Origin of the sequence: Actibacterium atlanticum (assembly GCF_000671395.1) — a bacterium.
GTDB lineage: Bacteria > Pseudomonadota > Alphaproteobacteria > Rhodobacterales > Rhodobacteraceae > Actibacterium_D > Actibacterium_D atlanticum.
This window is the reverse complement of sequence record NZ_AQQY01000001.1, coordinates 674,269-694,541: the sequence shown is the minus strand read 5'-3', so window position 1 is coordinate 694,541 and position 20,273 is coordinate 674,269. Positions and strand designations below refer to the sequence as shown.

The 20,273-nt window shown below is 57.7% G+C and carries 22 protein-coding genes and 1 tRNA gene; 18 read left to right on the top strand and 5 right to left on the bottom strand.

The features are described 5' to 3' along the window. Entirely contained in the window at window positions 1-654 is a 654-nt protein-coding gene (locus tag ATO10_RS03465; protein WP_035247987.1) for an alpha/beta hydrolase, read from the bottom strand. Window positions 655-790: 136 nt separating this feature from the next. Between ATO10_RS03465 and iscR the strand changes: the two genes are divergently transcribed. The 11 genes from iscR (at window position 791) to ATO10_RS03410 (ending at window position 9,127) form a co-directional block, all read left to right on the top strand. Beyond that, entirely contained in the window at window positions 791-1,252 is a 462-nt protein-coding gene (gene iscR, locus ATO10_RS03460; protein ID WP_035247985.1) for a Fe-S cluster assembly transcriptional regulator IscR, read from the top strand. Further along, entirely contained in the window at window positions 1,249-2,292 is a 1,044-nt protein-coding gene (locus tag ATO10_RS03455; RefSeq protein WP_035247983.1) for a cysteine desulfurase family protein, read from the top strand. The genes iscR and ATO10_RS03455 overlap by 4 nt, the downstream gene beginning before the upstream one ends. Window positions 2,293-2,341: 49 nt before the next feature. After that, on the top strand, window positions 2,342-3,862 hold the full coding sequence (gene sufB / locus ATO10_RS03450; RefSeq protein WP_035247982.1) for a Fe-S cluster assembly protein SufB: 1,521 nt from the start codon (window positions 2,342-2,344) through the stop codon (window positions 3,860-3,862). A gap of 3 nt (window positions 3,863-3,865) precedes the next feature. Further along, window positions 3,866-4,222, top strand: a complete 357-nt coding sequence (locus ATO10_RS03445; protein WP_035247981.1) for a hypothetical protein — start codon at window positions 3,866-3,868, stop codon at window positions 4,220-4,222. A 31-nt stretch (window positions 4,223-4,253) separates the two neighbouring features. Further along, window positions 4,254-4,565, top strand: a complete 312-nt coding sequence (locus tag ATO10_RS03440) for a heavy metal-binding domain-containing protein (protein WP_035247979.1) — start codon at window positions 4,254-4,256, stop codon at window positions 4,563-4,565. A 66-nt stretch (window positions 4,566-4,631) separates the two neighbouring features. Next, the gene (gene sufC, locus ATO10_RS03435) at window positions 4,632-5,387 is read left to right on the top strand and encodes a Fe-S cluster assembly ATPase SufC (protein WP_035247976.1); all 756 of its coding nucleotides are present in this window, start codon (window positions 4,632-4,634) and stop codon (window positions 5,385-5,387) included. Continuing rightward, the gene (gene sufD, locus ATO10_RS03430; protein WP_035247974.1) at window positions 5,387-6,676 is read left to right on the top strand and encodes a Fe-S cluster assembly protein SufD; all 1,290 of its coding nucleotides are present in this window, start codon (window positions 5,387-5,389) and stop codon (window positions 6,674-6,676) included. The genes sufC and sufD overlap by 1 nt, the downstream gene beginning before the upstream one ends. A gap of 2 nt (window positions 6,677-6,678) precedes the next feature. Beyond that, a complete protein-coding gene (locus tag ATO10_RS03425) occupies window positions 6,679-7,179 on the top strand; it encodes a Yip1 family protein (protein ID WP_035247972.1) in 501 nt (166 codons plus the stop codon). A gap of 4 nt (window positions 7,180-7,183) precedes the next feature. Beyond that, window positions 7,184-7,789 carry a Yip1 family protein gene (locus ATO10_RS03420; protein WP_035247969.1) on the top strand — a complete coding sequence of 202 codons (606 nt, stop codon included), beginning with the start codon at window positions 7,184-7,186 and terminating at the stop codon, window positions 7,787-7,789. Next, window positions 7,782-9,002 carry a cysteine desulfurase gene (locus ATO10_RS03415; RefSeq protein WP_035247966.1) on the top strand — a complete coding sequence of 407 codons (1,221 nt, stop codon included), beginning with the start codon at window positions 7,782-7,784 and terminating at the stop codon, window positions 9,000-9,002. The genes ATO10_RS03420 and ATO10_RS03415 overlap by 8 nt, the downstream gene beginning before the upstream one ends. A 48-nt stretch (window positions 9,003-9,050) precedes the next feature. Next, window positions 9,051-9,127: transfer RNA gene (locus ATO10_RS03410), tRNA-Arg, on the top strand. A 32-nt stretch (window positions 9,128-9,159) separates the two neighbouring features. Here the strand turns inward: ATO10_RS03410 and ATO10_RS03405 are convergent. Further along, window positions 9,160-10,608 carry a sensor histidine kinase gene (locus tag ATO10_RS03405; protein WP_035247962.1) on the bottom strand — a complete coding sequence of 483 codons (1,449 nt, stop codon included), beginning with the start codon at window positions 10,606-10,608 and terminating at the stop codon, window positions 9,160-9,162. Continuing rightward, window positions 10,605-11,345 (bottom strand): response regulator transcription factor, encoded by a 741-nt coding sequence (locus ATO10_RS03400; RefSeq protein WP_035247958.1) that lies wholly within the window; start codon window positions 11,343-11,345, stop codon window positions 10,605-10,607. Before ATO10_RS03400 ends, ATO10_RS03405 begins: the two co-directional genes overlap by 4 nt. 221 nt (window positions 11,346-11,566) lie before the next feature. Between ATO10_RS03400 and ATO10_RS03395 the strand changes: the two genes are divergently transcribed. The 6 genes from ATO10_RS03395 (at window position 11,567) to fabI (ending at window position 17,467) form a co-directional block, all read left to right on the top strand. Further along, complete coding sequence (locus tag ATO10_RS03395) at window positions 11,567-12,811, top strand: ABC transporter substrate-binding protein (RefSeq protein ID WP_035247956.1); 1,245 nt, start codon at window positions 11,567-11,569, stop codon at window positions 12,809-12,811. Window positions 12,812-12,867: 56 nt separating this feature from the next. Beyond that, window positions 12,868-13,743: a carbohydrate ABC transporter permease gene (locus ATO10_RS03390; RefSeq protein ID WP_035247953.1), complete on the top strand. Its 876-nt coding sequence runs from the start codon at window positions 12,868-12,870 to the stop codon at window positions 13,741-13,743. Continuing rightward, complete coding sequence (locus ATO10_RS03385) at window positions 13,736-14,626, top strand: carbohydrate ABC transporter permease (protein ID WP_035247952.1); 891 nt, start codon at window positions 13,736-13,738, stop codon at window positions 14,624-14,626. Before ATO10_RS03390 ends, ATO10_RS03385 begins: the two co-directional genes overlap by 8 nt. A 4-nt stretch (window positions 14,627-14,630) precedes the next feature. Continuing rightward, on the top strand, window positions 14,631-15,728 hold the full coding sequence (locus ATO10_RS03380) for an ABC transporter ATP-binding protein (protein ID WP_035247950.1): 1,098 nt from the start codon (window positions 14,631-14,633) through the stop codon (window positions 15,726-15,728). Continuing rightward, window positions 15,725-16,600 carry a glucokinase gene (locus ATO10_RS03375; RefSeq protein WP_035247948.1) on the top strand — a complete coding sequence of 292 codons (876 nt, stop codon included), beginning with the start codon at window positions 15,725-15,727 and terminating at the stop codon, window positions 16,598-16,600. Before ATO10_RS03380 ends, ATO10_RS03375 begins: the two co-directional genes overlap by 4 nt. 102 nt (window positions 16,601-16,702) lie before the next feature. Continuing rightward, window positions 16,703-17,467, top strand: a complete 765-nt coding sequence (gene fabI / locus ATO10_RS03370) for an enoyl-ACP reductase FabI (RefSeq protein WP_035247944.1) — start codon at window positions 16,703-16,705, stop codon at window positions 17,465-17,467. Here the strand turns inward: fabI and ATO10_RS03365 are convergent. Continuing rightward, window positions 17,464-18,639, bottom strand: a complete 1,176-nt coding sequence (locus ATO10_RS03365) for a BaiN/RdsA family NAD(P)/FAD-dependent oxidoreductase (protein WP_035247942.1) — start codon at window positions 18,637-18,639, stop codon at window positions 17,464-17,466. The genes fabI and ATO10_RS03365 overlap by 4 nt on opposite strands. Window positions 18,640-18,676: 37 nt before the next feature. Further along, complete coding sequence (locus ATO10_RS03360; RefSeq protein ID WP_035248362.1) at window positions 18,677-19,000, bottom strand: HesB/IscA family protein; 324 nt, start codon at window positions 18,998-19,000, stop codon at window positions 18,677-18,679. Window positions 19,001-19,084: 84 nt separating this feature from the next. On the opposite strand from ATO10_RS03360, the gene ATO10_RS03355 reads away from it, so the two are divergent. Then, a complete protein-coding gene (locus ATO10_RS03355; RefSeq protein WP_035247940.1) occupies window positions 19,085-20,227 on the top strand; it encodes a deoxyguanosinetriphosphate triphosphohydrolase in 1,143 nt (380 codons plus the stop codon). The last annotated feature ends 46 nt before the right edge of the window (window positions 20,228-20,273 follow it).

Below are 20,273 nucleotides of genomic sequence, written 5' to 3'. Positions count from 1 at the left end.
TCAGCGCGTGTTTTCGGTCAAACGACGGCGAACATATTCGTCAACGCTGCCGATCATCGTGTCCATGTGCGGATCTTCAAAGAAGTGCCCGGCACCTTCGACTTCCTGATGGGTGATGGTGATGCCTTTTTGCTCGTGGAGCTTATCCACCAGCGTGCGGGTATCCGCAGGCGGCGCAACACGGTCGGCAGCCCCGTTGATGATCAGACCCGAGCTGGGGCAGGGCGCCAAGAAGCTAAAGTCGTACATGTTGGCCGGTGGCGACACAGAAATGAACCCGGTGATTTCCGGGCGCCGCATCAGAAGCTGCATGCCAATCCAGGCGCCAAAGCTGAACCCGGCGACCCAGCAATGCTTGGCGTTCTGGTTCATCGACTGCAGGTAATCCAGCGCCGATGCGGCATCGGACAGTTCACCGACACCCTGATCATATTCACCCTGACTGCGGCCCACACCACGGAAATTGAACCGCAAAACGGTAAATCCCATGTTGTAGAATGCATAATGAAGGTTATAGACCACCTTATTATTCATGGTGCCCCCAAACTGCGGATGGGGGTGCAACACGATCGCGATCGGTGCGTCTTTTTCCTTCTGGGGGTGGTAGCGACCTTCGAGCCGCCCTTCGGGGCCGGGAAAGATGACCTCGGGCATGTATGTCTCTTTGACTTACGGGGCCCGTCTGGCGGGCGCCTGATTATAATAAACCCGGCGTTTCACGCCGGTTGCGGGTTGTAAGGGAGGTAAAGACCCTGATGCCCACAGTCAACAGTTACGGGGGGATTGAGCGATGAAACTGAGTACGAAGGGCCGATATGCGATGGTTGCGCTGGCCGATCTGGCGCTTCAAGCGGGCGATCAGCTGGTGTCTTTGGGGGAAATCTCGAAGCGGCAAGACATTTCGCTGCCCTACCTTGAGCAACTGTTCGTGAAATTGCGCCGTGCCGGTTTGGTCGAGTCGGTACGGGGCCCGGGTGGGGGCTACAGGCTTGCCATGCCTGCCTCGGAAATCCGCGTATCTGACATCTTGGGCGCGGTCGATGAAACCGTTTCAGCCATGCACAAAGGGGCAGGGGCCTCGGGCGCCAGTTCCGGCTCGCGGGCGCAATCCATGACCAACCGGTTGTGGGAGGGGCTTTCGGCTCATGTATATGTATTCCTACACCAGACCCGCCTGTCTGACGTTGTGCGCAATGACCTGACGCCATGCCCGGCTGTACCCAACCTGTTTGAGGTCGTCGACGACGCATGAGCCGCACCTATCTGGATTACAACGCCACCGCGCCTTTGCGCGGTGAGGCGCGCGACGCGATAATCGCCGCGATGGATGTGGTGGGGAACCCTTCCAGCGTTCATGCCGAAGGGCGCGCGGCCAAAGCGCTGGTGGAACGCGCCCGCGCGCAGGTGGCCGCAGCCTTTGGGGCGGACGGGGCGGATGTGATCTTTACTTCGTCTGCAACCGAGGCCGCAGCGCTGGCGTTGATGGGTAAGGATGTGCACGGCGCAGAGGTTGAACATGACGCGGTGCTCAGCTGGGTCTCTTCCGATCTGGACGTGGCAAGTACAGGTGCGGTCACCGTGCCCGACCCGGCGCACAGCACCCTTCAACTGGCGAACTCGGAAACCGGTGTGGTGCAGAATTTGCCCGAAGGATTGCTTTTGTCAGACATGACGCAAGCCTTCGGCAAAATCCCGGTCGCCTTCAACTGGTCCGGTTGTCAGATGGCGATGATCTCGGCCCATAAAATCGGCGGGCCCAAAGGCATAGGCGCACTTGTCGTTAAACGCGGCACCGACATTCAGGCCCATATCAAAGGCGGTGGTCAGGAAATGGGTCGGCGCTCGGGCACCGAAAACGTCATTGGCATCGCCGGTTTTGGCGCAGCGGCCGAAGCGGCGGCCCGTGATCTTGCCGACGGCAAATGGGCGCAGATCGAAAAACTTAGAAACATTCTAGAAAATTCGATTGCGGAAGTGGAAAAACATACTATTTTTGTCGGCAGTGGGGAGAACCGTCTGCCAAACACCTCTTGCTTTGCCGCTCCGGGCTGGAAAGGCGAGACACAGGTGATGCAGATGGACCTTGCCGGGTTTGCAGTTTCGGCTGGCTCGGCGTGCTCCAGCGGCAAGGTCCGCGCCAGCCGCGTGTTGCGGGCCATGGGATATGACGACGAGGTCGCCTCGAGTGCGATCCGCGTGTCTCTGGGGCCGGACACAACCGAAGATGAAATTCATCGCTTTGCCGAGGTCTGGCTGGCGAAACATAAAAAATTCCGCGCCCGCGCGGGATAACAGACGCGAACAGGACGCGCGCCGCACCGGCGCAAGGAAGGGAAACGATATGGCACAGGTTGAGGAAACCCAGGTCAAAGAAGGGGTTGATCAGGAAACCGTCGATGCGGTGAAGTCGATCAACACGTATAAATACGGCTGGGAAACCGATATCGAGATGGAATACGCCCCCAAAGGCGTGAACCCCGATATCGTGCGTCTGATCTCCGACAAAAACGACGAGCCCGAATGGATGACCGAATGGCGTCTGGCCGCCTTTGCCCGTTGGGAAAAGATGGACGAGCCGGATTGGTCGATGCTGAAATACCCGACCCCGGATTTTCAGGATCAGTATTACTATGCCCGTCCTAAAAGCATGGAAGAAAAGCCCAAGTCGCTGGACGAGGTCGATCCCAAGCTGCTGGCCACCTATGAAAAGCTGGGCATTCCGCTGAAGGAACAGATGATTCTTGCCGGCGTTGAAGGCGCCGAGGATATGCCAGCAGAGGGCCGCAAGGTTGCCGTGGACGCGGTGTTTGACTCGGTGTCTGTGGGGACGACCTTTCAGGACGAGCTGAAGAAAGCTGGCGTGATCTTCTGTTCAATTTCGGAAGCGATCAAAGAGCACCCTGAACTGGTCAAAAAGTACCTGGGCACCGTGGTGCCTGTGACCGACAATTTCTATGCCACGCTCAACAGCGCGGTGTTCTCGGATGGCTCGTTCGTATACGTGCCTCCGGGCGTGCGCTGCCCGATGGAACTGTCTACCTATTTCCGTATCAACGCGGAAAACACCGGTCAGTTCGAACGCACCCTGATCATCGCCGATAAGGGCAGCTATGTGTCTTATCTGGAAGGCTGCACCGCGCCCCAGCGCGACACCGCCCAGCTGCACGCCGCTGTGGTTGAGATCATCATCGAAGAAGACGCCGAGGTGAAATACTCGACCGTTCAGAACTGGTATCCCGGTGATGAGAACGGCAAAGGCGGCATCTATAACTTTGTGACCAAACGCGCCGATTGCCGTGGGGATCGGTCAAAAGTGATGTGGACGCAGGTTGAAACCGGCTCGGCCGTGACCTGGAAATACCCGTCCTGCATCCTGCGCGGCGATGAATCGCAGGGCGAGTTTTACTCCATCGCGATCACCAACAACTACCAGCAGGCCGATACCGGCACCAAGATGATCCACCTTGGCAAAGACACCAAGTCACGGATCGTTTCCAAAGGTATTTCGGCTGGTAAATCGCAAAACGTTTATCGCGGGCTGGTGTCCATGCACCCACGCGCGCAAAACGGCCGCAACTACACCCAGTGTGACAGCCTGCTGATCGGCGATAAATGCGGGGCGCATACCGTGCCTTACATCGAAATCAAGAACAACTCGGCACGGGTCGAGCATGAAGCAACCACATCTAAGGTGGATGACGACCAGCTGTTCTATTGCCGCGCCCGTGGCATGGACGAGGAAGAGGCCGTCGCGCTGGTCGTCAACGGCTTCTGCAAAGAGGTGCTGCAAGCCCTGCCGATGGAGTTCGCCATGGAAGCGCAGCAACTGGTGGCGATCTCGCTGGAAGGGTCTGTGGGGTAAGCAATGTTTGGCGGGAAGGGCTGGCATAGCAGACAGGTGGACGCCGAGCGCGACCTCAACAGTGCGCGTGAGCCTTTCGCGTTCATCAACCTGTTAATGGGCGCCTTTCTGGGGTTCGTTGCCGGGGGGATTGCTTCTATCTATCTATCTTCGGCTTGGTCCAACTATGTTCCGATTGTCGGCCTCATTGCCGGAGGTCTGATCGTCATTGCATTGGACGTGCGGCTTTCGCTGAAAAACAGCCATGAGCACATGACCCAAGCACAGGCGCGGTGGGATGAGAAAGAAGCCGAAACGCAACGCAAAATCGCTGAAATGCAAAAGAAGAGCTCGCGCATTCCTAAGGTCGAACGGAAATGAAAGCGCGTAGCGGCCAAACCAAGGTGAAACCATGATCGTCACAACAACCCCAACCGTCGAGGGCTACCAGATCGCCGAATACAAAGGCATCGTGGTGGGTGAGGCGATTTTGGGCGCGAATGTGTTTCGCGACATCTTTGCCGGGATCACCGACATCATCGGAGGGCGCTCGGGTGCTTATGAGGAATCGCTGGCCGAGGCCCGCGATACCGCGCTGAAGGAACTGGAAGAACGCGCCGCTGAAAAGGGCGCAACCGCTGTCGTTGGGGTCGACCTGGATTATGAGGTCATCAACAACATGCTGATGGTCTCGGCCTCGGGCACGGCGGTGGTTTTGGGATAAGAATTCGGGCGCAGGCGCGCCCATGGGAAACAACGCCTGAACAGGGCGCAGAAGGAAACGTGAAAAATGTTGGAAATCAAAAACCTGCACGTCAAACTTGAAGAAGAGGATAAAGCTATCCTCAAAGGTCTGGACTTGACGGTCGAGGCCGGCAAGGTGCACGCGATCATGGGCCCCAATGGCTCGGGCAAGTCGACCCTGTCTTATGTTCTGTCCGGCAAGGACGGCTATGAGGTCACAGACGGCAGCGCCGAATTGCTGGGCGAAGACCTGCTGGAGCTGGAACCCGAAGAACGCGCCGCCGCGGGCCTGTTTCTGGCCTTCCAATACCCGGTCGAAATCCCCGGCGTGGGCAACATGACCTTCCTGCGCACCGCCGTGAACGCCCAGCGTAAAGCACGCGGCGAAGAGGAACTCTCGGCCGCTGACTTCCTGAAAATCATCCGCGCCAAGGCAAAGTCGCTGAAAATCGACGCTGACATGCTGAAACGCCCGGTCAACACCGGCTTCTCGGGTGGCGAAAAGAAGCGCAATGAGATCCTGCAGATGGCCATGCTGGAACCCAAGATGTGCATCTTGGATGAAACCGACTCGGGTCTGGATGTGGACGCCATGAAACTGGTGGCTGAAGGCGTGAATGCCCTGCGGGATGAGGGCCGTGGCTTTCTGGTGATCACCCACTATCAGCGCCTGCTGGACCACATCAAACCTGATGTCGTGCATATTCTGGCCGATGGCAAGATCGTCAAAACCGGTGGTCCTGAACTGGCGCTGGAAGTTGAAAACAACGGCTATGCCGACATTCTGGCGGAGGTGGCGTAATGGCCCTGCCGCAAGTGAAACAATCCGCGCTTGAGGCGCGGCTGGAAGGGCTGAGCCTGCCGCAAACTGGGGCATGGCTTGGCATGGCGCAATCAGATGCCCTGACCCGGCTAAACGCCATGGGCCTGCCTGCGCCGCGCGATGAATACTGGCGGTTCACCAACCCCACGTCTTTGACAGCACCCGTACCGACTCCGGCTGCCTTGTTCTCCCCACAGGACGAAGCCCCGATGTTTGACGCGCTGGACCGGTTGAAGCTGGTCTTTGTGGACGGTGTTTTTGACGCTGATGCCTCGGACGAGATCGCGCTGGAAGGGCTAGAGATTGAACGTCTGGCAGAAGCTGGTCAGGCTGACATCCATTGGGCGAAAGACATCTATGGCAAGCTGGAAGAGCGCGGGCAGGACCCGGTTCAACGCCCTCTGGCGACGCTGAACACTGCGTTTGCCACTGATGGCGTGTTGATCCGTGCCACTGGCAAAGTGTCAAAGCCCGTTCAACTGGTTTATCTGCATCAGGATGAAAACTCGGATGCGATCCTTCACCACGTGATCCGCGTGGAAGAGGGGGCTGAACTGACCATTCTTGAGAACGGCCCGGCCGCAGCGCGCTTTAACAAAGTGATGGAAGTAGACGTCGCTGACCGCGCCGAGTTCCACCATGTCCGCACCCAAGGGCGCGACCATGAACGCCGCGCCGCAACCCATATCTTCGCGCGCCTTGGTGCAGAGAGCCTGTTCAAAAGCTTTACCATGACCGCCAATGGCGTGATGACGCGCAACGAAGTGGTGATCGAGCTGACCGGCGATAACGCCAACGCCCATGTGGCAGGCGCCTGCATGGGGGATGGTGATTTCCATCATGATGACACAGTGTTCATCACCCATGACGCGGTAAATTGCGAAAGCCGTCAGGTGTTCAAGAAAGTGCTGCGCAACGGCGCTACCGGCGTCTTCCAAGGCAAGATTCTGGTGCAGCCCGGCGCGCAAAAGACCGACGGCTATCAGATCAGCCAGTCGTTGCTGTTGGACGAGAATGCGCAGTTTCTGGCCAAACCGGAACTTGAAATCTATGCCGATGACGTGGCTTGTTCGCACGGTTCGACCTCGGGTGCGATTGATGAAACCGCTTTGTTTTATCTTCAGTCCCGCGGCATTCCGCATGCAGAGGCAACCGACCTGCTAACGCTGGCTTTCCTTGCCGAAGCAATCGAAGAGATCTCCAGCGAGGAAATCGCTGACGACATTCGTGATCGTCTGGAAGCCTGGTTGTTGCGGCGGCGCGGCTAAGCATGGCCGTCACCCAAGACATCCTGCGCAGCTACCGCCATCCAAGAAAGGTGATGCGGCAGCTGCTTCAAAAAGGCCAGCGCGAGGATCGCGTGCTGGTTTTTTTGATGGTGGCCTGCTTTCTGATCTTTGTGTCGACCCTGCCCAAACTGGCGCGTGACGCGCATCTGGACCAATCTGCAACCTCTGTCCCGTTGGATGCGCGGATTGGCGGCGCGCTGTTGGGGTGGATGTGCATTGCCCCTTTGTTTTTCTACGTCATGTCCGGCGTAAGCCACTTTCTGGCGCGATTGCTGGGTGGCAAAGGGAGCTGGTACTCGGCCCGCCTTGCGCTGTTCTGGTCGCTGTTGGTGGTCGCCCCTGTGTGGCTGTTCTACGGTCTGGTCGCGGGGTTTGTTGGCGCGGGTGCAGCACAAAACGCCGTGGGCTTGATCGTGGCCCTATGCTTTGCCTATCTGTGGGGGGCCTCCCTGCGCGAGGCCGAAACTGCACCTGAAAGCTGATCCAATGAATCTCTCGATCAAATTGTTTTGGGATCTGATGATCCAAAGCATCACCCGCCCACGCGAGGGCGCGCGTGCCGTGCTGAGCCTGCCGATACCACCGCAGGCATGGCGGATCGGGCTGGCCTTGGTCGTTGTCTTGGGCATGTTGCTGACACAACTATCTGATCGCCTGTTGGGCGGCGGCATCGACCCGATCTCGCAGCTGTTTCGTGCTTCGCCTATCATGATGGCTCTGATCATGGGCGGGCTGACGTTTCTGACAGCGTGGCTGATGTATTTCATCGGGCTGAAGTTCGGCGGGATGGGAGATTTCGAGGGCGCTCTGGCGCTGGTCGTCTGGCTGCAAACCATCTTGTTGGTCTTGCAGGTGATCCAGTTCATCGCGCTTTTGTTCTTCCCTCCATTGGCTGTGTTGCTTGGACCGGTTTCCTTGGTGCTGTCCTTGTGGCTGACCACCGCCTTCGCTGCGGAACTACACGGGTTCAAGTCTCTTTTGCCTGTATTCATCGTGATGATCTTTACCGCCATGGCCCTTGGCATGGTGATCATTGTGGTTATGTCCCTTCTGGGGTTCACTTCGGCCACCGGAGGCTTTGAAAATGTATGATGTCCACAAGGTGCGCGGCGATTTTCCGATCCTGTCGCGTGAAGTGAACAACAAGCCACTGGTCTATCTGGACAATGGGGCTTCGGCGCAAAAGCCGCAGGTGGTGATTGACGCAATCACGCAGGCCTACTCGATGGAATATTCCAACGTGCATCGCGGCCTGCACTATCTGTCTAACCTCGCGACAGACAAATACGAGGCCGTGCGCGGCACGATTGCCAAGTTCCTTGGTGCTGCAGATGAAGACGAAATCGTGTTCACGTCGGGCACGACCGAAGCGATCAATATGGTCGCCTATAGCTGGGCCATGCCACGGCTGGAAGCGGGCGACGAAATCATCTTGTCGGTGATGGAGCATCACGCGAATATCGTGCCTTGGCACTTCTTGCGTGAACGTCAGGGCGTGGTGCTGAAGTGGGTCGATGTGGACGCCAATGGCGATCTTGATCCGCAATCCGTTCTGGACGCCATCACCCCCAAGACCAAGCTGATCGCTGTCACCCATATGTCCAACGTGCTGGGCACTGTTGTGGATGTGAAATCCATTGTGACTGGTGCCAAGGCGCAGGGCGTTCCTGTGCTGGTCGATGGCTCGCAAGCCACCGTGCATGCCCCCGTGAATGTCGATGACATCGGCGCGGATTTTTATGCCATCACCGGGCACAAGCTTTATGGCCCCTCTGGCTCGGGGGCGATGCATATCCGCAAAGACCGCATGGCCGAGATGCGCCCCTTTCTGGGCGGTGGCGACATGATCAAAGAAGTGTCCCGCGACGAGGTGATTTATAACGACCCGCCAATGAAGTTCGAGGCGGGCACACCAGCCATTGTGCAGCAGATCGGCTTGGGCGTGGCGCTTGAATATATGATGGGCCTTGGCATGGAAAACATCGCGGCCCATGAACGCGCATTGACCGATTATGCCCGAACCAAGCTGACTGGGCTGAACTGGCTGAACATTCAGGGCCTGTCACAGACCAAAGGCGGCATCTTTAGCTTTACCCTGCAAGGGCCCGCGCATCCGCATGACATTTCAACCGTGCTGGACAAAAAGGGCATCGCTGTGCGCGCCGGTCACCACTGCGCCGGTCCGCTGATGGATCATCTGGGGGTCACAGCCACATGCCGTGCGTCCTTTGGGCTCTACAACACCACGGACGAGGTCGACAAACTGGTCGATGCGCTTGAGCTCTGCCACGAGCTGTTCGCCTGAATTATCCATTGCGGGGCAGGGGGCTATGGCCTATATCCTGCCCTCAACGCACCCATAGCTCAGCTGGATAGAGCGCTGCCCTCCGAAGGCAGAGGTCAAAGGTTCGAATCCTTTTGGGTGCGCCATTTTTTTCCGAAAACCCCATCTGATTGGCCAGCTAGTTGCGCTGGATTTCCAGACAGGCGCGCAGCCCGTGGGCGCCGGTTTCGAAATACAGCCGACCGCCGTGTTGTTCGGCGACGGTGGCAACGATGGTCAGGCCCAAGCCGAATCCGTCGATCGTGCTGGTGTTGTCGCCACGTTTGAACGGCGCGATTACGTCGTTGATCGCCTGGGCGGACATGCCCGAGCCTTCGTCCTCGACCACGATCAGCGCGTGATCCGCGTTGGCTGTTAATTCAACCACGGCGCGGCGCCCGTATTTCAATGCGTTGTCGATCAGGTTGGATACGGCGCGCTGCAATGAAATTATGCGGGCTGTGACCAGAATGCGCTGTTGTTCTGGCAAGGCACCGTGACCCGACTGCCCGGTGAAAAGTACACGCCCACCTTCAACCAGCTGTTGGGGGGCGGCGCGCAGGGCCACGGGTTTGCCCATATCGCAATAATCATCCACCAGCGCCTCGACCAACGAGGTCAACGAGACCTTGCGCGGCGCCTCTGAACTTAGTTCAGCACGGGTGTAGGTCAGAACACTTTCAATCATCCCCGTCATGCTGTCGATGTCACTTTCCAGCTTATGACGCAGGTCTTTGTCTTCGATCAGTGCGGACCGCAGCCTGAGCCGCGTTGCTGGGGTGCCCAGATCATGGCTAACCCCAGACAGCACCATGGCGCGCTTTGAAAGCTGCGCGCGCTCGCTTTCCAGATACGCGTTCACCGCCGCCACGATTTCGCGCAACTCGGCCGGGCCGCGGGTCGTATAGCTTTCAGGGCCACCAAGACGGCGGCGCCCGCGCAATGCCCGCGAAAAGCGGTCGAAATGGGCCGAGACGTCAATCAGCCATGTCGCCAGTGCCGCCAAAAGGGCCAGTGCCAGCAAAGCCGCGGGCAGCCGTAGATCGGTTGGTACGGCCTCACAGCCCCAAATCGAGGCACCGTCTATGCGCCACCAAGTGCCGTCACCGAGGTTCGCAAAGATCATCGGGGCGCTGCAATAGGTCGCCAAAAGCCGCGTCACATTACCGAACTTCTCTGCCGCGGATGCGCCTTTTTCAGATACCAATTCCGACACCGAATAGGGCAGCTTGTCGGAAACGATGCCCAAGGTCAGGATCGGCCCACTGACCGGATGGCTGACATCGGTCAGGATTGAAACATTGGTCACGTAAGATGGGGTTGGCAAACCGGGCAAGCGCGAAAACGCCCCTGCATCTGCCAGCACTGCCTGATCTGGCTCCAGCGCCGTTGCGGTCACGCCATTGGGCATTGGGGTGCCCATCCGCAGGGCCTCGTGCACGCTGATGCCGGTGACATAGCTGCGCGTCAGATAGCTTTGCCAAGCCTGCGATGAATAGAACCACGCCCCGCCGACCGCCAGACCGGCGACGAATGCGGCAAACATCAGCGTCATGCCAATACTGCGCAGGCGAAAGCCATTTTTCATGCGTCACTGCCCATATCGACATCGACATCCACCGAAAAGACATAGCCAACGCCGCGCTCCGTGCGCAGCATCTGGGGATCTTTCGAATTATTCTCTATCTTCGAGCGCAGCCGCCCAACCAGCACATCAATCGCCCGGCCCGAGGCATCATCCGGCCCCTCGCCGGTAACATCCAGCGCTGCGGCGATCTCCTCCCGGGTCAGAGGGATGTGTGGGTTCGCCAGCAGGACTTTCAGCAAATTGGTTTCTCGCTTTGACAGGGCCACCTGAAACCCTTCGGGGGATCTGACTTCGTCACGTTTGCCATCATAGATCCACCCGCCAAAGGTAAAGGTCGCGATACTGCGCCGATAGGTCAGCGAGGCACTGCGTTTTGCGCGATGTAAAACGGCACGCACCCGGGCCAGCAACAGCTCGGGGTTGAACGGCTTTGCGATGTAGTCATCTGCCCCCACCTCATAGCCAGCCATGCGGTGATGGTCTGCCGATAATGCCGATACCAAAATAATCGGCACATCCTGTTCACGGCGCAGTCGGGCGCAGATTTCGACCCCGTTTTGATCGCCCAACATGACATCCAGCAAAATCAGGTCGACGCGCCCACTGTCCATCTGCGCGCGGATCGACTCTTCGCTGTCGCAGGGCAGGGCGATAAACCCGTTTTGACGCAGGAACTGCGTCATCATGGATCGCGTTTCCACATCGTCATCAACGACCAGAAGCCGTGGAATCGTCATTCTTGTCCTCCCATTGGGCCGTCCTCCCGACCCCACGTTGGGCTTGTTTGTAACAGCGTGCAACAAAATCAATGCTTGCGTAACATCACGTAACAAAACGAGCTGATTTCTAACGACATCCCATCTGGGGGGCCTGTTCTCGTGTTGCGTGAACAAGGCCGTTGTCGGCATGGTTGCGATAGCGCTACCGTGAAGGTGGCTGCAAATGGGAGGAATTTCTGATGAAAACAACCGTATTTACGGCCGTCTCGGCTATTGCTTTAACGCTGGCTGCGCCTGCTGTGGCAGAACCGCAGGCCGAAGTTCTGCATTGGTGGACTTCGGGCGGCGAAGCGAAATCTGTCGCAGTTTTGCAAAAAGAGTTTGCTGACAACGGCGGCACATGGACAGACATGCCAGTGGCCGGTGGCGGCGGTGATGCTGCAATGACCGCGCTTCGGGCGCGCGTTTTGTCGGGCAACGCCCCGACCGCCGTTCAGCTGAAAGGCCCAGCCATTCAGGAATGGTACGAAGAAGGCGTTCTGGCCGACATTTCTGCCGTAGCCGAGGCCGAAGGCTGGGCCGATGTCCTGCCTGCGTCGATCGCGGGCCACATGAAGTGCGATGGCAACTGGTGCGCTGCACCGGTGAACGTTCACCGTGTCGACTGGATTTGGGCCAACGCAGAGGTTCTGGCCGCCAACGGTATTGAAATGCCCAACAGCTGGGACGAATTTAACGCCGCTGCGGACAAACTGGCCGCTGCAGGCATCACACCGCTGGCCCACGGCGGGCAAGCTTGGCAGGACGCCACCGTATTCGAAGCCGTCGCTCTGGGCATTCTGGGCGCAGACGGGTTCCAGAAGGCTTTTGTCGATCTGGATATGGAGACGCTGAAATCCGATGGCATGGTCGCCGTATTCGACCAGATGCGCAAAATGCGCGGCTATGTCGATGACAACTTCTCGGGCCGCGACTGGAACCTTGCGACAGCCATGGTGATGAATGGCGAGGCCGGCTTCCAGATCATGGGCGATTGGGCCAAGGGCGAGTTTCTTGCCGCTGGCAAAGTGCCGGGCGATGATTTCCTGTGTGCCTCGGTGCCCGGTGACGGGTTCCTGTATAACGTTGACAGCTTTGCCATGTTCGACGTCAAAGGCGACGATAAGCAGGCCGGTCAGGCGCTGCTGGCAGAACTGATCGTGGGTAAGAACTTTCAGGAAGTGTTCAACCTGAACAAAGGCTCGATCCCGGCCCGTGTCGATGTGGCATTGGACGCGTTCGACAGCTGCGCGCATCTGTCGGCCAAGGATATGACAGACAGCGCCGACAACGGATCGCTTCTGCCGTCTTATGCCCATGGCATGGCCCTGCGCGGAGCGCAGTCAGGTGCGATTACCGATGTGGTAACGGCGCATTTCAACTCGGACATGTCCTCGGCTGAGGCGGTTCAGATGTTGGCCAACGCTGTTCAGAACTCCCTTTAACACCTCCCGGGTCTCGCGCATTCAGCGCGGGGCCCGCCAAAATAAGGGCCGTTACAATGACCGAATGGCTTGAACGTCATATTCCAAAGATGGTGCTTGCCCCATCTTTCATCGCGATCCTGGTGTTCGTTTATGGCTTTATCGCCTGGACCGCCTGGGTTTCGCTGACCCGCTCGAAACTTCTGCCAAAATACGAAATCAAAGGGTTCATCCAATACGACCGCCTGTTCGACAGCCCGCGCTGGGACACGGCGATGGGCAACCTGTTTATCTTTGGAACGCTGTTCATAGTGACTTCAATGGTGCTGGGGCTGCTGCTGGCAATCCTGCTGGATCAGAAAGTCCGTACTGAAGGCGTGTTGCGCACGATCTATCTCTACCCGATGGCGCTGTCGATGATCGTCACCGGCACAGCATGGAAATGGATCATGAACCCCGGTCTGGGGATCGAAAACATGGTCCGTGGCTGGGGGTTTGAAAACTTTAGCTTTGACTGGGTGATTAACCCTGACAGGGCGATCTATGCGGTCGTCATCGCCGGTGTCTGGCAGGCATCTGGCTTTGTCATGGCGCTGTTTCTTGCCGGTCTGCGTAGCGTCGACGGCGAAATCATCAAAGCCGCGCAAGTCGACGGAATCCCAAGTTATCGCATCTATTCGGCGATCATCATCCCGTCTATGGCGCCGATCTTTCTGTCCGCTTTCATCGTACTGGCGCATCTGGCGATCAAAAGCTTCGATCTGGTGATCGCCTTGACCGGCGGTGGCCCCGGTTATGCCACTGACCTGCCTGCGACCTACATGTATGCCATGGCGTTTTCTCGCGGCGATATCGGGCAGGCGGCAAGCTCCGCCATGGTCATGATGGCCGTCGTTTTCGCGATTATCGTGCCGTACCTCTACTCTGAACTGAGGGTGAAGAAACATGACTGATCTTGTCATCAACCCGACCCAAAGCCGCCCCTGGGGTAAAATCCTGCTGCGTGCATTGCTTTTCGCACTGCTGGGCCTGTTCGCCCTGTTTTACCTGATGCCACTGTTCGTGATGGTCACCACATCGTTGAAAAGCCTAGAAGAAATTCGTACCGGCAGCCTTATCGCCTTCCCGCGTGAAATCACGTTTGAGGCATGGCGCACCGCGTGGTCAGGGGCCTGTACTGGCATCCAGTGTGAAGGGCTGCGGCCGTATTTCTGGAACTCTGTCGTGCTGGCAATTCCTGCGGTACTGATCTCGACTGTCGTGGGGGCGCTGAATGGTTATGTGATCGCCCAATGGCGTTTTCGAGGGGCAAACCTGATCTTCTCGTTGCTATTGTTTGGTTGCTTCATCCCGTTTCAGGTGGTGCTGCTTCCGATGGCACGCATGCTGGGGCTGATGGGGCTGGCGGGCACGATCCCGGGCCTGATCTTTGTCCACGTGATCTATGGCATCGGCTTCACCACGCTGTTCTTCCGCAACTATTACGTCACCATCCCGCAGGAACTGGTCAAAGCCGCCAAGGTCGACGGCGCTGGGTTCTTTCGGATTTTCTGGTCGATCTTCCTGCCGCTGTCGCTGCCGATTATCGTGGTTACCGTCATCTGGCAGTTCACCCAAATCTGGAATGACTTCCTGTTCGGGGTTTCGTTCAGCCAGGCCGGGACACAACCCGTGACCGTCGCTCTGAACAACATCGTCAACTCCACCACCGGTGTGAAAGAATACAACGTAGACATGGCCGCCGCGATCATCGCCGCCTTGCCAACCCTTCTGGTCTATGTTGTCGCCGGCAAATACTTCATCCGCGGCCTGACCGCCGGATCCGTGAAAGGCTAAACCCATGGCTCCTATTCTGGATATCAAGAACCTCTATAAAAACTATGGCCCGGTTGAGATCCTTAAAGATATCAACGTGGCGATCGAGCCGGGGGACTTCCTTGTGCTTGTCGGGCCGTCGGGCTGCGGTAAGTCTACCTTGCTAAACTGTATCGCAGGGCTGGAACCGATCACTGATGGCACCATTCACATCGGCGGGCGCGACATGACCCATGTCAGCCCCAAGGATCGCGACATCGCCATGGTGTTCCAGTCTTACGCGCTTTACCCAACCATGAGCGTTGCCAAGAACATCACCTTTGGCATGAAGGTGCGCGGCGTGGATGCCGCCACGCAAGAGCGCAAACTACAAGAGGTCGCCGGGCAATTGCAGATCGAACAGCTGCTTCACCGGCGCCCTGGGCAGCTGTCCGGCGGGCAGCGTCAGCGGGTTGCGATGGGGCGCGCATTGGTGCGCGATCCTAAGCTGTTCTTGTTTGATGAGCCGTTGTCAAACCTTGACGCCAAGCTGCGGGTTGAAATGCGGACCGAGATCAAGAAGCTGCACCAAAACCTAGGTGCAACAATGGTTTACGTTACTCATGACCAGATCGAAGCGATGACGCTTGCAACCAAAATCGTGGTGCTGAAAGGCGGGATCGTTCAACAGATTGGCTCTCCGGCGGAAATCTACAATCGACCCGCCAACCTGTTCGTGGCCGATTTCATGGGCAGCCCGGCGATGAACCTGATCCCGGCACGGGCCAAACCAAACGGCACGGGCACTCAGATTGAAATCAGTCGCGACGGAGAGGCGCCGCTGGTCTTGACCGACACCCAAGCGCCCGATCTGCCCGAGGATGTCATTCTGGGCCTGCGCCCGGAAGATATCGCTGAAGCCGGGTTCCGGGCGGGTGAGTCTGTGCAAAAGGCAGAGTGTCTGATCGAAATGGTTGAACCGGCAGGGGCTGACACCTTCGTTGTGTCCCATCTGGGAGGCAAACAGGTAACAGCGCGCTTACATGCAGAAACCAGCGCCCAGTCGGGCAAAACCCTGCCTCTTGCTTTTGACCTTAGCAAAGTTTCCTACTTTGCCCCCGAAAGCGGAGACCGTTTGAATTGACCAGCACACGATTGGTTGCTGATGTCGGCGGTACCAACACCCGTCTGGGCCTGACTCTGGACGGGGTATTGCGCCCCGATACCATCGAAAGCTTTCGAAACGACGGGTTTGACAGTTTCGACTCTGTTCTGGCGCGCTACCTTAGCGCCAGAACAAGTTTCGACATCTCGGATATGGTTGTCGCGGTCGCGGGCCCGGTTGACGATGGGAAGGCAAACCTGACCAACCGGGGGTGGAGCTTTGACCAGTCTTTGCTGTCGCGACATATTCAGGGCAACGGTGTCAAACTGCTAAACGATCTGGCGGCTCTGGGGCAGGCCAGTGCGCAGCTGGGGCCCGATTGTGTGTCTACTGTATTCAAGCCAGACCAACCGGCAAACGGCAACGGTCAGGCCCTGATCGTAGGGGTGGGGACGGGGTTTAACCTGTCACCCGTTCTGATCGGCGACGGGCAGGTCACCAATCTGAACGTGGAATACGGGCATATCAGCTTGCCTCAAGACGTCGCTGTGCTGCTGAACGCTGCAATCCCCAAGGCGTCATCACGTTTCAACACCATCGAAGAGGTTTTTTCAGGCCGTGGCTATGCTGGTTTGTTGCATGAGTCTGGTATTTCAACCGTCGCGTTTGACCAGATTTATGCCCGGTTATTGGCAACGCTAACGCGCAACCTGACCATGGCTTTCCTGCCCAGAAACGGCATTTACTTTGCCGGCGGCGTTGCCCGTAACCTTCTGTGTTCAGACGCTAAAAATGAATTTAGCGGCCTGTATCAAAGCCCCTTTACGTTGAACACTGTGCGCCTCGTACCGGTCTATGCGATCCTTGACGATGCGGCCGCTTTGAAAGGGTGCGCCGCCTATCGTGCCTAGGCCCAGATCCCATCGCGCCTTGATTTGCATCATAGGCCGGTGGATTGGCCTGCTGCAGGTTAGATGCAGGGAGGAGTGATTCAACACGCGAAAGGGCGCGTCATGTTTTCACTCAAGGGAAAGAAAGCCCTGATACTGGGCATCGCAAATGAACATTCTATCGCCTATGGCTGTGCCAAGGCACTGAAAGCGCAGGGCGCTGATCTGGCGATCACCTATCTGAACGAAAAGGCTGAAAAATGGGTGCGCCCTTTGGCCGAAGATCTGGGGGCCGAAATCATCGCGCCGCTAAATGTCGACAACGACGGGCAGTTCACCGCGCTGTTTGATCAGATCAATCAGCAATGGGGGCGTATCGACATCTGCCTGCATTCCATCGCCTTTTGCCCGATGGACGACCTACACGGCCGTGTCACCGATTGTTCCCGGCAGGGATTCACACAGGCTATGGATATCTCGGTTGGCTCGTTCATCCGACTTGTGCGGGCGGCGGAACCGCTTATGGCGGATGGCGGGACGTGCATGACGGTCAGCTTCTATGGCTCTGAAAAGGTTGTCGAAAACTACAATGTCATGGGGCCGGTCAAAGCCGCTTTGGAAAGTGTCACGAAATACATCGCTGCCGAGCTTGGCCCCAAAGGCATCAGTGTGCATGCGCTGTCACCCGGCCCTTTGATGACCCGCGCGGCCTCGGGCATCGCCCATTTTGACGACATGATGAAAGACGCCGCTGACCGGGCTCCGACGCATCAACTGGCCAGTATAGAGGACGTCGGCGCCTATGCCGCATTCCTTGCCTCGGATGCAGCGAAGAACGTCACCGGCGGGGTGCATTACATCGACGGCGGCTATCATATTGTCGGTTAGGCCCGCAAAGCTGTGCCCGCCGCGTGGCCCGAGGACCAGGCCCATTGGAAGTTATACCCGCCCAGCCAGCCGGTGACATCGACAACTTCACCGATAAAATAAAGGCCGGGCACGGTTTTGCTTTCCATTGTGCGGGCGTTCAGCCCGTCGGTATCAACGCCGCCAAGGGTAACCTCGGCGGTGCGATATCCTTCTGATCCGGTGGGCGTCAGATGCCAGCTGTGCATCTTGCTTGCCAGATCGCGCAGCTTTGTGTCGCTGTAATCCGCCATATTTCCGTCTAGTGACCAGATGTCACACAGGTGTTGGGCAAGTTTGCTCGGCACAAGCGCACCAAGAACGGTGTTCACCGACTTCTTCCCGGCTTCAGAACGCAGTTCACGCAGGGCCGAGAACGCATCAACATCCGGCAGCAGGTCCAGCGCGATGGTATCGCCTTCGCGCCAATAACTGGAAATCTGCAAAATGGCAGGGCCGGAAAGACCGCGATGGGTAAACAGGGTGGCCTCATCAAACGACGCCCCGTTGGCCCGTGCCTGCGTGGCAAGCGATGTGCCAGAAAGGGCGCTGAACCGATCGCCAAAGGTCAAAGGCACAAGGGCAGGGCGGGTTTCGACAATCGTATGCCCGAACTGTTCGGCGATCTTATAGCCAAAGCCGCTGGCGCCCATTTTCGGGATGGACTTACCACCGGTGGCCACCACCACGTTCAGGGCCCGCAAAACCCGGCCATCCGAGAGAGACAGGGCAAAACCGCCTTCGGTTTTGGCGATCGCGGTCACGGTTGTCTGCAACCACAGCTCGGCCCCGGCCTTGGTCATTTCCGACAACAGCATGGTCACCACGTCGCGGGCTGTGTCGTCACAAAACAGCTGACCCAGCGTCTTTTCATGCCAGGAAATGCTGTGTTTTCCCATCAGCTCGACAAAATCCCACTGGGTGTAGCGCGCCAGAGAGGATTTAGCGAAGTGATTGTTTTGCGAGATAAAATTCTCGGCGCTGGCGTACATATTGGTGAAGTTGCAACGCCCGCCGCCCGATATTCGGATCTTTTCCCCCGCCGCTTTAGCGTGGTCAATCACCAAGGTATCAGGCCCCGCATGCGCCGCGCACATCATACCTGCAGCCCCAGCGCCAAGGATCACCGTTTTGTATGAAAGCCGTCCTGCCATGACGCGCAGATGCGCCTAAGCCACCCGCGCCGTCAAGTCACATCGAGAAACTGGTGCCACAACCGCAGCTGGCCGTGGCGTTTGGATTGTCGATAACAAACCGCGCGCCAATGATTTCATCCGTAAAGTCGATAACGGCATTGGATAGGAAGGGCAGGGACACGGAATCGACCACAACCTTTTCCCCGGCGCCTTCAAGCACCAGATCATCAGCCTCGGCGTCGTCCAGTTTGATTTCATACTGAAACCCTGAACACCCGCCACCTTCGACGGCCACGCGCAACACCTTTCCCTGCGCGCCCGCGCCGATCTCGGCAAGGCGTTCAAAGGCGCGTTCGGTTACCTTTGGCGGCAAGGTGATGTCCATGGTGAAAATCCCGTATCAATCCTGTGACGTGTTCAATATATGATCGAAGATAACAGGCCACAAGAAAAGGCAGAGAAAATGGTGGCACCCTATGCGTGCGATCCCGCACAATCGCGCGGGCGGCTCTATCCCGAAGAGATCAGCACCTTTCGCAGTTGTTTCCAGCGCGATCGGGATCGGATCATCCATGCGTCAAGCTTTCGGCGCCTGAAACATAAGACCCAGGTGTTCATTGAACACGAGGGAGATTACTTTCGCACCCGCCTGACCCATTCGATTGAGGTTGCACAGGTGGCGCGCACGATTTCGGGCGTTCTGGGGCTGAACCTTGCGCTGACCGAAGGGGTCGCGTTGGCGCATGATCTGGGCCATACGCCGTTTGGGCACACCGGCGAAGACGCGCTGGAATTGCTGATGGAGCCTTACGGCGGGTTTGATCACAACGCACAGGCGATCCGGATCGTGACTTCGCTGGAACGTCACTATGCCGATTTTGACGGGTTGAACCTGACATGGGAAACCCTTGAAGGCATTGCCAAACACAATGGGCCGGTGACCGGCGATCTGCCTTATGCGCTGTCTGAATATAACGCGCGCCATGATCTTGAATTGCACACCCATGCCAGTTGCGAAGCTCAGGTGGCGGCGCTGTCTGATGATATCGCCTATAACAACCATGATTTGCATGATGGCCTGCGGGCTGAACTCTTCTCGACCGATGAGCTGGCCGAACTGCCCCTACTGGATGGCTGTTTCGCCGCCGTTGATGCCAAGTATCCCGGGCTGAACTATTATCGCCGCCGCCACGAAGCCCTGCGCCGGTTTTTTGGCATTCTGGTCGAGGATGTTCTGGATCAGGCCAAAGCCAATCTGGCTGCTCTGGACCCAAAATCGGCCGATGATATCCGCCATGCCGGGCGACCGATGGTTCGGTTTTCGGATGAGGTGTTCGAAAAGCTGAAAGTGATCCGCGAGTTCCTGTTTTACCGCATGTACCGCGCGCCTTCGGTTGTTGAGATGCGCAAAGTTGTTACCAAACAGGTCAACGAGCTGTTCCCTCTGTTCATGGAACAACCCGATTTGCTGCCAAAACAATGGCGCAAGGATGTGGCTGACGCAGGCGACGAAACCACGCTGGCCCGGATCGTATCTGATTACATTTCGGGAATGACGGATCGGTTCGCCATGCAGGAACACTCCAGACTAATCGCCAGTGTCTAGACCCTTGCCCTGAACGAACGGATCGGCAAACTTGTCGGTCAGGTAA

Excerpts from the sequence above, each read along its gene's own strand:
- ATO10_RS03465 (WP_035247987.1), bottom strand. The coding sequence starts at position 654 with ATGCCCGAGGTCATCTTTCCCGGCCCCGAAGGGCGGCTCGAAGGTCGC.
- iscR (WP_035247985.1), top strand. The coding sequence starts at position 791 with ATGAAACTGAGTACGAAGGGCCGATATGCGATGGTTGCGCTGGCCGAT.
- ATO10_RS03455 (WP_035247983.1), top strand. The coding sequence starts at position 1,249 with ATGAGCCGCACCTATCTGGATTACAACGCCACCGCGCCTTTGCGCGGT.
- sufB (WP_035247982.1), top strand. The coding sequence starts at position 2,342 with ATGGCACAGGTTGAGGAAACCCAGGTCAAAGAAGGGGTTGATCAGGAA.
- ATO10_RS03445 (WP_035247981.1), top strand. The coding sequence starts at position 3,866 with ATGTTTGGCGGGAAGGGCTGGCATAGCAGACAGGTGGACGCCGAGCGC.
- ATO10_RS03440 (WP_035247979.1), top strand. The coding sequence starts at position 4,254 with ATGATCGTCACAACAACCCCAACCGTCGAGGGCTACCAGATCGCCGAA.
- sufC (WP_035247976.1), top strand. The coding sequence starts at position 4,632 with ATGTTGGAAATCAAAAACCTGCACGTCAAACTTGAAGAAGAGGATAAA.
- sufD (WP_035247974.1), top strand. The coding sequence starts at position 5,387 with ATGGCCCTGCCGCAAGTGAAACAATCCGCGCTTGAGGCGCGGCTGGAA.
- ATO10_RS03425 (WP_035247972.1), top strand. The coding sequence starts at position 6,679 with ATGGCCGTCACCCAAGACATCCTGCGCAGCTACCGCCATCCAAGAAAG.
- ATO10_RS03420 (WP_035247969.1), top strand. The coding sequence starts at position 7,184 with ATGAATCTCTCGATCAAATTGTTTTGGGATCTGATGATCCAAAGCATC.
- ATO10_RS03415 (WP_035247966.1), top strand. The coding sequence starts at position 7,782 with ATGTATGATGTCCACAAGGTGCGCGGCGATTTTCCGATCCTGTCGCGT.
- ATO10_RS03405 (WP_035247962.1), bottom strand. The coding sequence starts at position 10,608 with ATGAAAAATGGCTTTCGCCTGCGCAGTATTGGCATGACGCTGATGTTT.
- ATO10_RS03400 (WP_035247958.1), bottom strand. The coding sequence starts at position 11,345 with ATGACGATTCCACGGCTTCTGGTCGTTGATGACGATGTGGAAACGCGA.
- ATO10_RS03395 (WP_035247956.1), top strand. The coding sequence starts at position 11,567 with ATGAAAACAACCGTATTTACGGCCGTCTCGGCTATTGCTTTAACGCTG.
- ATO10_RS03390 (WP_035247953.1), top strand. The coding sequence starts at position 12,868 with ATGACCGAATGGCTTGAACGTCATATTCCAAAGATGGTGCTTGCCCCA.
- ATO10_RS03385 (WP_035247952.1), top strand. The coding sequence starts at position 13,736 with ATGACTGATCTTGTCATCAACCCGACCCAAAGCCGCCCCTGGGGTAAA.
- ATO10_RS03380 (WP_035247950.1), top strand. The coding sequence starts at position 14,631 with ATGGCTCCTATTCTGGATATCAAGAACCTCTATAAAAACTATGGCCCG.
- fabI (WP_035247944.1), top strand. The coding sequence starts at position 16,703 with ATGTTTTCACTCAAGGGAAAGAAAGCCCTGATACTGGGCATCGCAAAT.
- ATO10_RS03365 (WP_035247942.1), bottom strand. The coding sequence starts at position 18,639 with ATGGCAGGACGGCTTTCATACAAAACGGTGATCCTTGGCGCTGGGGCT.
- ATO10_RS03355 (WP_035247940.1), top strand. The coding sequence starts at position 19,085 with ATGGTGGCACCCTATGCGTGCGATCCCGCACAATCGCGCGGGCGGCTC.